This is a genomic window from Klebsiella sp. 54, assembly GCF_018223875.1.
Classification (GTDB): domain Bacteria; phylum Pseudomonadota; class Gammaproteobacteria; order Enterobacterales; family Enterobacteriaceae; genus Klebsiella; species Klebsiella quasipneumoniae.
Map to the genome: position 1 here is coordinate 113,696 of NZ_JAGRRA010000003.1, position 11,868 is coordinate 125,563.

Sequence of the window (11,868 nt, forward strand, 5' to 3'; positions counted from 1 at the left end):
TTTGCTCTGCGCCCCCTCCCTGAATGACGGGCGCAGAGCATTGTTATCTGCTTCACACTTTCCCCTCCATAGCTTTTTTATCCATATCGTCAACGCGTTCCTGCAACGTAATTCTCTCGATAGCAGCCAATAATTCTCTCCATACTGCAACGGAGAGACCGCACATGGCAGACAATAGACTTTCAATAAAAGAAAAGATTGGTTATGGGATGGGGGATGCCGGATGCAATATCATCTTTGGCGCCATCATGCTGTTTGTTAACTATTTTTATACCGATATTTTCGGTCTGGCGCCGGCGCTGGTGGGCGTACTGCTGCTGTCGGTGCGCGTCATCGATGCGGTGACCGACCCGATCATGGGCGCCCTCGCCGACCGCACCCGCAGTAAATATGGCCGCTTTCGTCCATGGCTGCTGTGGATTGCTTTCCCCTACGCCCTGTTCAGCGTACTGATGTTCACCACTCCTGAGTGGACCTATAACAGCAAAGTCATCTATGCGTTTGTCACCTACTTTCTGCTGTCGATTACCTATACCGCGATTAACATCCCCTACTGCTCGCTGGGAACGGTGATGACTGCCGATCCGAAAGAGCGCGTTGCCTGCCAGTCTTATCGTTTCGTGATGGTGGGTATCGCCACGCTGTTGCTGTCATTGACGCTACTGCCAATGGTCGACTGGTTCGGCGGCGCCGATAAAGCGAAGGGCTATCAGATGGCGATGACCGTGCTGGCCTTCATCGGCATGTGTATGTTCCTGTTCTGCTTCGCTACCGTACGCGAACGCATCCACCCGGCGGTACAGACCAATGATGAACTGAAAAAAGATCTCAAAGACGTGTGGAAAAATGACCAGTGGGTACGCATCCTGTTGCTCACGCTGTGCAACGTCTGTCCGGGCTTTATCCGCATGGCCGCCACCATGTACTACGTCACCTGGGTAATGGGGCAAAGCACCCATTTTGCCACTCTGTTTATCAGCCTCGGCGTGGTCGGGATGATGATTGGCAGCATGCTGGCAAAAGTCCTCACCGACCGCTGGTGCAAACTGCAGGTCTTCTTCTGGACCAATATCGTGCTGGCGATCTTCTCCTGCGCCTTCTATTTCTTTAATCCGCACGCCACCACGCTGATTATGGTGCTCTACTTCCTGCTCAACATCCTGCATCAAATTCCCTCCCCGCTGCACTGGTCGCTGATGTCCGATGTTGACGACTACGGCGAGTGGAAAACCGGCAAGCGCATCACCGGCATTAGCTTCTCCGGCAATCTGTTCTTCCTCAAAGTCGGCCTGGCGGTCGCCGGGGCGATGGTCGGATTCCTGTTGTCATGGTACGGCTACGACGCTGGCGCCAAAGCGCAAAGCGCCTCCGCCCTCAACGGCATCGTGCTGTTGTTCTCGGTTATCCCCGGCGTCGGCTACCTGATCACCGCCGGCGTGGTGCGCCTGCTGAAAGTTGACCGCACCCTGATGCGCCAGATCCAGAGCGATTTAGAGAAGCGCCGCAGCAACTACAGCGAGCTGAATGAATACCAGGAACTGAAAACCAGTGAACACGTAAGGAAAGCCTGATGAATAACTGGCCCAACCCCTTTATTGAACAGCGCGCAGATCCCTTTATTCTGCGCCACCTTAATCACTACTACTTTATTGCCTCGGTGCCGGAATACGACCGGCTGGAGATCCGGCGCGCGGCGACCCTTGAAGGATTACGCGATGCGGAGCCGGTAGTGGTCTGGCGCGCACCGCAAAGCGGGCCGATGAGCCAGCTGATTTGGGCGCCGGAGCTACATGAGATAGACGGGAAGTGGTATATCTATTTTGCCGCCACCTATACCCACGATCTGGATGCGCTGGGCATGTTCCAGCATCGTATGTTCGTTATCGAGTGCGCCGACAACGATCCGCTGACCGGCCGCTGGCAGGAAAAAGGCCAGGTGGTCACGCCTTTCGATACCTTCGCCCTCGATGCCACCACCTTTATCCATCAGGGCAAACGCTGGTACCTGTGGGCGCAAAAATCGCCGCATATCGAGGGCAACTCAAACCTGTATCTCGCTGAAATGGCCAACCCGTGGACGCTAAAAGGCAAGCCGGTCATGCTGAGCAAGCCGGAGTTCGACTGGGAGTGTCGGGGATTTAAGGTCAATGAAGGACCCGCGGTGCTGGTGCATGGCGATAAGCTGTTCATCAGCTATTCCGCCAGCGCCACCGACGAAAACTACTGCATGGGGTTGCTCTGGATTGACCGGCAGGCCGATCCGCTGCAGCCGGCAAACTGGCATAAAGCCCCGCAGCCGGTGTTCCGGACCAGCTATGAAAACCGCCAGTATGGCCCGGGCCATAATAGTTTTACCCAAACGCCGGCCGGGGAAGATGTGCTGGTCTACCACGCGCGGAATTACACCGAGATTGAAGGCGACCCGCTGTATGACCCCAATCGTCATACCCGGCTAAAACTCGTCAGCTGGAGAGAGGACGGCATGCCCGACTTCGGCATCCCGCCGGCGGATACGCTGTAGCGGTTCGGTATGCGGCCCGCTGGCGCGGGTTCTCCAGGCCGGGTCAGGCGAAACCGCCGCCCGGCAACATGCCAGGTACGGCGTCTGATATAGAACCCGGCGCCGCTGTTGCTTGCCGGGCCTGCGCAGTGTGGGTCTCCAGGCCGGATAAGCACAACGCCATCCGGCAAATAACGCCCCAGATGTGAGAGTATCGTGGCAGGTAGAGTACGAGCGCAGGCCGTTACACCAGGGTGCCGTAAATCGTCAGCAGCGCCATGATCACCACCACCACCAGCGAGGTTTTCTTGGCCATCGACACCGCGGCCTTCGGGGTCGCCACTTTATCCACGTGCGGTTCACGAGCCAGGGAATACTGCGCCAGGCGGGTCAATACCTGATACTGCGACGAATGGCGGTCGCCTAACGATGCAAACCACGCCGGGAGCGCTTTCTCTCCATGCCCCACCAGAGCATAGACAACCCCCACCAGACGCACCGGCAGCCAGTCCACAATATGCAGGATACCATCGATTCCGGACTGCAAACGATGATGCGGCGTCTGGTAGCGCGCCAGCCACGTCTGCCAGGCACGCAGGACGCTATAGGCGATAAGCGTCAGCGGCCCCCACGCCCCACCGACCACAAACCAGAAGAGTGGCGCCAGGTAGTAACGATAGTTAATCCATAGCAGCGCATTTTGCAGTTCGCTAAGGTACTCGCGCTCATCACAGCCCGGGGGGACGCCGTGTATCAACGTCAGCTCGCTAGCCATCGCATCGCAGGCGCGGCTGTCATTGCGCGACGCCGCTTTCAGATAGGCATGATAGTGCAGCCGAACCTTACCGGCGCCGATGCACAGCAGGCCTAGCAAAATCCAGAACACCAGCAGCGGTACGTTGAACAGCTGCCCCTGCAGCAAGCGCTGAATAATGTAGACCACCGCGACGGCGACCAGGGTCATCAGCAGCGTTCCCGGCAACGAGAAATGTTTTATCCGGCGGAACGCCACCTCCAGCCGATGATCAAGCTGCCAGTGTTCGCCCAGTTTAAACAGGCGTTCAGCGATAAGCACCAGCAGCGTAGTAAACAGCGTCATGAGGTCTCCTTTTCGGACGGCGCGCTGAGCAGCGCACGAAATTTTTTCCAGTCAAAGGCCGGTCCCGGGTCCGTCTTGCGCACGGGCGCGATATCGCTATGGCCCGTGATGTTTGCGGCGATGGCAGGATAAATCGTGATAAGCAGATCCGTCACCGCCGCCAGCTGCTGGTACTGCGCATCGGTATACGCCAGGGTATCCGTGCCTTCCAGCTCTATACCGATGGAAAAGTCATTGCAGCGTTCACGCCCCTGATAGCTGGAGACACCCGCATGCCATGCACGCTTATCGAAAGGCACATACTGCACGATTTCACCATCACGGCGAATCAGACAATGCGCCGAAACGCGCAGATGAGCGATCTCGGCAAAGAAAGGATGCGCGTGAGGATCCAGGGTGCCGGTGAACAGCGCGTCAATCCATGGACCACCAAATTCACCTGGCGGCAGGCTGATATTATGCACCACCAATAAGGAAGGGGCCTCTTCATCCGGACGGCAGTCATGGTGCGGCGAGGGAACCCGCCGCGCGCCGACCAGCCATCCCTCGTTCAACTGCATGCGGGATCTCCTTTCGCGAACTCATGCTTCCGGGCCACACGCCGGCCCAAAGGATGAAGTGTGTATGGTACTGAAACGTCGTTCAGGTTAGCATGTTTCCCACTTCTGAATCTTATCTATCTGGAGCTTTATCATGTCGCCTCGTCGTTACAACCCCGACCGCCGCCGTGACGTGCTGCTGGAACGTATTAATCTCGATATTACCGATGCTGTCGCACACTCCCTGCGGGAAGATTTGGGCGGCGAAGTCGACGCCAGCAACGATATTAGCGCACAATTATTGCCGCAGGATGCACGCTCCCATGCGGTGGTCATTACCCGCGAAGATGGCGTCTTCTGTGGTAAACGCTGGGTGGAAGAGGTCTTCATTCAGCTCGCCGGTGACGACGTGAATATCACCTGGCACGTCGCCGATGGCGATGCGGTCAAAGCCGATCAACCCCTGTTCGAGCTGGAAGGCCCATCGCGCATTCTGCTCACTGGCGAACGTACGGCGCTGAACTTTGTGCAAACCCTCTCCGGCGTCGCCAGCGTTGTCCGCCGCTATGTCGACCTGCTGGCGGGCACCAAAACCCAACTCCTGGATACGCGCAAAACGCTGCCAGGGCTGCGAACCGCTTTGAAATACGCGGTTCTCTGCGGCGGCGGCGCCAACCACCGCCTGGGGCTGTTCGACGCTTTCCTGATTAAAGAAAACCACATCATCGCCTCCGGCTCGATCCGTCAGGCGGTGGAAAAGGCGTTCTGGCTGCATCCTGATGTGCCGGTGGAAGTGGAAGTGGAAACGCTGGATGAGCTGGAGCAGGCGTTAAAAGCCGGGGCCGATATCATTATGCTCGATAACTTCACCACCGACCTGATGCGCGAGGCGGTGAAAATCACCGCTGGCCAGGCGGCGCTCGAGGTCTCCGGCAACGTCACCTTTGACACCATCCGCGAATTTGCCGACACCGGGGTCGACTATATCTCCGTCGGGGCCCTGACCAAACATGTGCAGGCGCTCGACCTGTCGATGCGTTTTCGCTGAAGATTGGGCCTTCACGTTTCCGGCGTGAAGGCCTGAATTTGCGACCCGACTCGCAGCCGCTCTTGCTCACCATGCAATCCCGCTAAAAACCCTGGAACCCGGTTTCCCGGATCGTTTTCGTCTCCTCGCCTGTCCCCCTGAATCCCGTCACAGTGCTTCTGTCACAACAAGGAGCGACTTATGGATAAACAACGAGGTTTTACCCTGATTGAACTGATGGTGGTCATCGGCATCATCGCCATTCTCAGCGCCATCGGCATCCCGGCCTACCAGAACTACCTGCGTAAAGCCGCCCTCACCGATCTGCTGCAGACCTTTGTCCCCTACCGGACGGCAATTGAACTTTGCGCGCTCGATCATGGCGGCCTGACGACATGCGACGGCGGCAGCAATGGCATCCCCTCGCCAACCACCACGCGCTACCTCTCCGCCATGAGCGTGGCAAAAGGGGTCGTTACCCTCACCGGCCAGGAAAGTCTCAACGGACTGGGCGTCACCCTAACCCCGACCTGGGATAACGCCGAGGGCGTCACCGGCTGGCAGCGGGTCTGCACTATCACCGACAACAGCGCGCTTCAGCAGGCCTGCGAAGACGTCTTCCGCGTGAAGTGAGGGCGACAACATGAAAACAGAACAGCTGATCCCTCTCTGTCGTCGCCATCACGCCCTGCTGCTGCACAGCGATGAGCAGACGATATCCATTGCGGTGGTCGATACCCCGCCGACGGAGCTAATGGAGGCGCTACGTTTCGCGACGCAAAAACGGATCGATATTGAATGCTGGAGCCAGGAGCAGATGGATAAACGCCTGCAAGTCCAGGAAAAGCAGGCGCTGCTGGCGCAAAATGCAGGCCCGGAAAACATCGCCGAACGGGTCAATCAGATCCTCGAGCAGGCCCTGCGTCAGCGGGCCTCCGATATTCATATCGAACCCACGGAAACGCACTTACGGATCCGCCTGCGTGTCGATGGCGTGCTACACGCCCTGCCGCTGCTGGCGCCCGAGCTGGCCGCGCCGGTTATCGCACGACTCAAAGTGATGGCCAGTCTCGATATCGCCGAGCATCGTTTGCCGCAGGATGGTCAGTTCGCGCTGAACCTCGCCGGACGGCAGCTCTCCTTTCGCATCGCCACTCTGCCCTGCCGCTATGGCGAGAAAATTGTCCTGCGCCTTCTGCATCAGGTTGACCAGGCGCTGGATCTGGAGGCGCTCGGCCTCTCATCCTCTCAGCTGGCGGCCTTCCGCCAGGCGCTGAATCAGCCGCAGGGGCTGCTGCTGGTCACTGGCCCAACCGGAAGCGGGAAAACGGTAACCCTCTACAGCGCCCTGCAGGCGCGAAACCGGGAGCAAGTGAACATCTGTAGCGTCGAGGATCCTCTGGAGATCCCCATCGCCGGGATGAACCAGACGCAAATCAACCCGCGCGCCGGGCTGACCTTTCACAGCGTACTGCGCGCCCTGTTACGTCAGGACCCGGATATTGTGATGGTGGGTGAAATCCGCGATGCCGAAACCGCTGAAATCGCGCTGAAAGCCGCCCAAACGGGTCATCTGGTGCTCTCTACTCTGCACACCAATTCCACCAGCGAAACCCTTACCCGCCTGCAGCAAATGGGCATCGCCCGCTGGATGATCTCCTCTGCGCTCTCGCTGGTTATCGCCCAGCGTCTGGTTCGCAAGCTGTGCCCCCACTGCCGGCGCAATGCCGGCAGTGCCGCCGACCTGCCGCACAGTCTGTGGCCCCGCTCGCTGCCGCGCTGGCAGGCCGCGGGCTGCGAACACTGTTATCACGGGTATCACGGCAGGCTGGCGCTGTTCGAGGTCTTGCCTGTCACTCCGGGGCTACGTCAGGGGATAGTCCAGGGGCTCAACGCCATTGAGATCGAATCTCTGGCGCGAGCCGCGGGCATGATGACGCTCTTCGAAAGCGGATGTCAGGCTATCGAACAGGGCTTGACCAGCCTCGAAGAGGTGGTGCGGGTGCTGGGGATCCCCCATGGCGACTAAGCGTCTCTGGCGCTGGCGAGGCGTCGATGCGCAAGGCGCTCCTTGTCAGGGGATGCTATGGCAAGCCAGTCGTCCGGAGGTGCTGCATCACCTCCAGCAGCAGCGCATCCTGCCGCTGGCTATACGCCGCTGTACGGTGAAGCAAAGCCTGTGGCACCCGCGCTACAGCAGCGAAACAATCCGCCAGTTGGCAACCCTGCTGCAGGCCGGGCTACCGTTGGCGGAAGGGTTATCGCTTCTGGCGCAGCAGCAACCGCATGGGCAGTGGCAGGCGCTGCTTGAGGCGCTGGGCCGCGAACTGGCCCAGGGCGTGACTTTCTCTGCCGCACTGGCGCAGTGGCCGCAGGCTTTTCCGCCACTGTATCTGGCGATGATTAGCACTGGCGAACTGACGGGCAAGCTCGATATTTGCTGCCAGCAGCTGGCCAACCAGCAGCAGGAGCAGCAGCGGCTCGCCGGCAAGGTCAAGAAGGCGCTGCGCTACCCGCTGATCGTGCTCACACTGGCGCTGCTGGTGGTGCTGGGGATGCTCTATTTTGTCCTTCCTGAATTCACTGCCATCTACCAGACGTTCAATACGCCGCTGCCGTTATTAACGCGAATGGTTATTGCGGCAGGGGACATGCTGAACCGCGGCTGGCCGTTACTGCTGGCCTTTCTGCTGAGCCCGCTGCTGCTCAACCAGCTGGTCCGGCAGCGCGCCGACTGGCTGCTGCGTCGCCAGCAACTGCTTAACGCGCTCCCTCTCATCGGCCCCCTGATCGGCGGCCAACAGCTGAGCCTGATATTCACCGTTCTGGCGTTAACCCAAAGTGCCGGTATCAGCTTTCTACAGGGGCTGCAAAGCGTTGAAGAGACCCTGTCGTGCCCGCTGTGGCGCCAGCGCCTGGCGCAGGCCCGCGCGCTGATCGTTCAGGGGGATCCGATCTGGCAGGCGTTAAGCCGCTGCGGCGGTTTTACACCGCTGTGTCTGCAGCTCATCCGCACGGGGGAAAGCGCGGGGGCACTGGATCAGATGCTGGAAAACCTGGCGCATCATCATCGTGAGCAGACCCATCAGCGAGCCGACAGTCTGGCTGCGCATCTGGAACCCCTGATGCTGGTGATAACCGGCTCGCTGGTCGGGCTCCTGGTGGTGGCGATGTATTTGCCCGTTTTTCATCTGGGCGATGCCATTGGCGGGGCGGGAGGATAAGCAACGCTGGCACCGCGCAGGCGCCAGCGCAGCCGGTTACAGACTATTGAATACCCGGTTCTCTTGTTCCTGAACGCGGATAAAGGTGGTGCGTTTGGTCAGCTCTTTCAGTCGCGAGGCGCCAACGTAAGTGCAGGCAGAGCGCAGGCCGCCGAGAATGTCGCGCGCGGTATTGTCCACCGGGCCACGCAGCGGCAGCTTAACGGTTTTCCCTTCCGCCGCGCGGTATTTCGCGACACCGCCCACATGGCGGGTCATCGCCGATTCGGAGCTCATACCGTAAAACAGCATGAATTTTTCACCGTTCTCTTCAACCACAGTACCGCCGCTCTCTTCGTGGCCCGCCAGCATACCGCCGAGCATCACGAAATCAGCGCCGCCGCCGAAGGCTTTCGCCACATCGCCCGGCATGGTGCAACCGCCGTCGCTGATGATCTGGCCGCCAAGGCCATGTGCGGCATCAGCACACTCGATCACGGCGGAGAGCTGCGGGTAGCCGACCCCGGTTTTGACGCGGGTGGTGCAGACGGAGCCCGGGCCAATGCCAACTTTGACGATATCGGCGCCGGAGAGGATCAGCTCTTCACACATTTCACCGGTGACCACGTTCCCGGCAATAATGGTTTTTTGCGGCCAGGCTTCGCGCGCCTTCGCCACAAACTGGACGAAGTGTTCAGAGTAGCCATTGGCGACGTCAATGCACACAAAGTTCAATTGTGGGTTCTGAGAGAGGATCTGTTGCGTTTTATCAAAATCCGCATCGGAAGTACCGGTGGAAACCATCACATGCTTGAGAACGTCTGCGGATACGCTCTGGACAAACGCCTGCCATTCTTCCGCGGTGTAGTGCTTGTGTACTGCCGTCAGAATGCCAAAAGTGGCCAGCGCTTTCGCCATGCTGAAGGTGCCGACGGTGTCCATGTTAGCCGCAATAATCGGCACACCGGACCAGGTCAGGCCTGAATGTTTAAAGGTGAATTCACGTGCCAGCTCAACATCAGAACGGCTTTTGAGGGTAGAGCGTTTCGGGCGGATAAGAACGTCTTTGAAACCAAGCTTCAGATCTTCTTCAATACGCATGTGCGAATTCCTGGGGTTAATGGCATTAATGTGAGAGCACAACTCCAGTGACGTTATCATACGCACGAATCAGGCCCGCGCAAGACTGCGATTTTCACTTTTTTTACGCTACAATCGTATAAATTTACCTGGTGAATGGAGAAAAAAGCGCTTATATCTCCACCCGCCAGCGCATTATTTTTAACCATTTGATTTGCTTGATTAAAAGAAACAGAATAGCGGACGGCGCTCCCGGCTGGCACGGGGCCATCACGACAAGATCGCTGTCGCCTCTCCGGCATACTGCCCGTCCTCGCTGTCTGAATACCAAAAATACGAGCAATCCGTTTCAGGGCCAGAAGATATGGGGTACACAGTCGCGTTAACAGGCGGGATTGGCAGCGGTAAAAGTACGGTCGCCGACGCCTTCGCGCAGCTCGGGATTAAGGTTATCGATGCCGATGTTATCGCCCGCCAGGTGGTCGAACCCGGCACCCCGGCGCTCCAGGCCATTGCCGGCCACTTCGGGCCACAGATGATTGCCCCCGACGGCACGCTAAACCGCCGTCTGCTGCGGGAAAAAATTTTTGCTCAGGTGGAGGAAAAAGCCTGGCTCAACGCGCTGTTGCATCCGCTGATTCAGCAGGAAACGCGCCGCCAGATGCAGGCCGCCACCTCCCCTTATCTCCTCTGGGTCGTACCTTTGCTGGTCGAAAACCGCCTGTCCAGCCAGGCCGATCGCGTACTGGTCGTCGATGTGCCAAAAGAGACGCAAATCGAACGCACCATGCTGCGCGATAAGGTCAGCCGCGAACATGCTGAACATATTCTTGCCGCCCAGGCCACGCGCGAGCAGCGCCTGGCCGTCGCGGACGATGTTATTGAAAACACTGGCACTCCGGATGCAGTGGCATCGGATGTTGCCCGCCTGCACGAAAAGTACTTAACGCTGGCATTGCAGGCCGCCTCACAGGAAAACTCGTAATGCATACTCCCGTTCTGTTTGAACATCCTCTTAATGAGAAAATGCGCACCTGGCTGCGCATCGAATTTCTGATCCAGCAGATGGCTTTCCATCCGATGATTTCCAGCCATGCCGATGCGCTCCATTTTTTCCGTAACGCCGGCGATCTGCTGGATGTCCTGGAGCGCGGCGAGGTGCGTACCGATCTGGTCAAAGAGCTGGAGCGCCAGCAGCGTAAGCTCCAGTCCTGGGCAGAAGTGCCGGGAGTCGATCAGGAGCGCATTAACGCGCTGCGCCAGCAGCTCAAGCAGTCTTCCAGCACCCTGATGGCCGCGCCGCGCATTGGTCAGTTTCTGCGTGAAGATCGCCTGATTGCGCTAGTACGCCAGCGCCTGAGTATCCCTGGCGGCTGCTGCAGCTTCGATTTACCGACCCTGCATATCTGGCTCCATATGCCGCAGGCGCATCGTGACGAGCAGGTGGCCAGCTGGCTTGCCAGCCTCGATCCATTGGTCCAGTCCCTGAGCCTGATCCTCGATCTGATTCGTAACTCCGGACAGTTTCGCAAACAGACCAGCCTCAATGGCTTTTATCAGGATAATGGCGAAGATGCCGATCTGCTGCGCCTGCGTCTCGATCTGGCCCACCAGCTTTATCCGCAGATCTCTGGCCATAAGAGCCGTTTCGCCATCCGCTTCCTGCCGCTGGACAGTGAGTATGGGATCGTGCCGGAGCGCTTTGATTTTGAACTGGCCTGCTGTTAAGGAGATAACATGTCAGAAGAGACTATCGTTAATTGTCCGACCTGCGGCAAAAACGTGGTATGGGGCGAACAAAGCCCCTATCGTCCATTTTGCAGCAAACGCTGCCAGCTGATCGATTTGGGAGAATGGGCAGCAGAGGAGAAGCGCATCCCCAGCGCGGGCGATCTCTCCGACAGCGATGACTGGAGCGAACAGCAGCCCTGATTTGACGGCACGCTAACCCAACGCCAGTTGGGTTAGCCTCCCAACCTGGGGTTCAGCCCTGGGCGATAAGTTTGCGGATAACCGGTTCATTCGCCGGGGGAAACGCTTCCGGATCCAGCGCCTGCCGCGTCATCCACTGTCCCGGCTGCCCCTCTTTACCCCAGGGCTCGCCTTCCCAGCTTTCCACGAGGAAAAACCACAGCGTAATGTGGCGATCGGGGAACTGATACTCCAGCTTATCAAATAGTGAAAAGGTAGTGGCCGTAATTCCCACCTCTTCCTGCAGCTCGCGGATCAACGCCTGCTCCGGCGTTTCATCAGATTCAATCTTCCCGCCCGGGAACTCCAGCTTATTCGCCATATGGGCATCCGCGGCGCGCTGGGTAATAAAGATGTCGCCTTCTGGATTGCGAATTATCCCTACGGCGATTTGCAGTTTTTTCATTGAATCAGCTCCATAAAAAAGGCGCAGAACTCTGCGCCTTTGT

The 11,868-nt window shown here is 58.4% G+C and carries 13 protein-coding genes; 9 read left to right on the forward strand and 4 right to left on the reverse strand.

Annotation, left to right across the window (positions count from 1 at the left end):
* Positions 1-164: 164 nt before the first annotated feature.
* Positions 165-1,571: a glycoside-pentoside-hexuronide (GPH):cation symporter gene (locus tag KHQ24_RS10250; protein ID WP_124989057.1), complete on the forward strand. Its 1,407-nt coding sequence runs from the start codon at positions 165-167 to the stop codon at positions 1,569-1,571.
* Complete coding sequence (locus KHQ24_RS10255; RefSeq protein ID WP_060656785.1) at positions 1,571-2,521, forward strand: family 43 glycosylhydrolase; 951 nt, start codon at positions 1,571-1,573, stop codon at positions 2,519-2,521. The genes KHQ24_RS10250 and KHQ24_RS10255 overlap by 1 nt, the downstream gene beginning before the upstream one ends.
* 223 nt (positions 2,522-2,744) lie before the next feature.
* On the opposite strand, the gene ampE is transcribed toward KHQ24_RS10255, so the two are convergent.
* The gene (gene ampE, locus KHQ24_RS10260; protein ID WP_004204361.1) at positions 2,745-3,599 is read right to left on the reverse strand and encodes a beta-lactamase regulator AmpE; all 855 of its coding nucleotides are present in this window, start codon (positions 3,597-3,599) and stop codon (positions 2,745-2,747) included.
* Positions 3,596-4,159: a 1,6-anhydro-N-acetylmuramyl-L-alanine amidase AmpD gene (gene ampD, locus KHQ24_RS10265; protein WP_017901175.1), complete on the reverse strand. Its 564-nt coding sequence runs from the start codon at positions 4,157-4,159 to the stop codon at positions 3,596-3,598. Before ampD ends, ampE begins: the two co-directional genes overlap by 4 nt.
* Before the next feature lie 133 nt (positions 4,160-4,292).
* On the opposite strand from ampD, the gene nadC reads away from it, so the two are divergent.
* The 4 genes from nadC to hofC all read left to right on the forward strand — a co-directional run bounded on the left by nadC (position 4,293) and on the right by hofC (position 8,389).
* A complete protein-coding gene (gene nadC / locus KHQ24_RS10270) occupies positions 4,293-5,186 on the forward strand; it encodes a carboxylating nicotinate-nucleotide diphosphorylase (protein WP_017901176.1) in 894 nt (297 codons plus the stop codon).
* Positions 5,187-5,366: 180 nt separating this feature from the next.
* Positions 5,367-5,798, forward strand: coding sequence for a prepilin peptidase-dependent pilin (ppdD, locus tag KHQ24_RS10275; RefSeq protein ID WP_004204358.1), 432 nt, complete (start codon positions 5,367-5,369; stop codon positions 5,796-5,798).
* A gap of 10 nt (positions 5,799-5,808) precedes the next feature.
* The gene (gspE, locus tag KHQ24_RS10280; RefSeq protein WP_017901178.1) at positions 5,809-7,194 is read left to right on the forward strand and encodes a type II secretion system protein GspE; all 1,386 of its coding nucleotides are present in this window, start codon (positions 5,809-5,811) and stop codon (positions 7,192-7,194) included.
* On the forward strand, positions 7,184-8,389 hold the full coding sequence (hofC, locus tag KHQ24_RS10285; RefSeq protein ID WP_043522211.1) for a protein transport protein HofC: 1,206 nt from the start codon (positions 7,184-7,186) through the stop codon (positions 8,387-8,389). The genes gspE and hofC overlap by 11 nt, the downstream gene beginning before the upstream one ends.
* A 36-nt stretch (positions 8,390-8,425) precedes the next feature.
* Here the strand turns inward: hofC and KHQ24_RS10290 are convergent, their stop codons facing one another.
* Positions 8,426-9,469: a GMP reductase gene (locus KHQ24_RS10290; protein WP_100050947.1), complete on the reverse strand. Its 1,044-nt coding sequence runs from the start codon at positions 9,467-9,469 to the stop codon at positions 8,426-8,428.
* A 343-nt stretch (positions 9,470-9,812) separates the two neighbouring features.
* Here KHQ24_RS10290 and coaE point away from each other — a divergent pair, with 343 nt between their 5' ends.
* The 3 genes from coaE to yacG are packed head-to-tail and all read left to right on the forward strand — an operon-like array spanning position 9,813 to position 11,380.
* Positions 9,813-10,433: a dephospho-CoA kinase gene (gene coaE, locus KHQ24_RS10295; RefSeq protein ID WP_017901181.1), complete on the forward strand. Its 621-nt coding sequence runs from the start codon at positions 9,813-9,815 to the stop codon at positions 10,431-10,433.
* On the forward strand, positions 10,433-11,176 hold the full coding sequence (zapD, locus tag KHQ24_RS10300; protein WP_114508558.1) for a cell division protein ZapD: 744 nt from the start codon (positions 10,433-10,435) through the stop codon (positions 11,174-11,176). The genes coaE and zapD overlap by 1 nt, the downstream gene beginning before the upstream one ends.
* A gap of 9 nt (positions 11,177-11,185) precedes the next feature.
* Positions 11,186-11,380 (forward strand): DNA gyrase inhibitor YacG, encoded by a 195-nt coding sequence (yacG, locus tag KHQ24_RS10305; RefSeq protein WP_004204348.1) that lies wholly within the window; start codon positions 11,186-11,188, stop codon positions 11,378-11,380.
* 52 nt (positions 11,381-11,432) lie between these two features.
* On the opposite strand, the gene mutT is transcribed toward yacG, so the two are convergent.
* On the reverse strand, positions 11,433-11,825 hold the full coding sequence (gene mutT / locus KHQ24_RS10310; RefSeq protein WP_017901183.1) for an 8-oxo-dGTP diphosphatase MutT: 393 nt from the start codon (positions 11,823-11,825) through the stop codon (positions 11,433-11,435).
* Between the last annotated feature and the right edge of the window lie 43 nt (positions 11,826-11,868).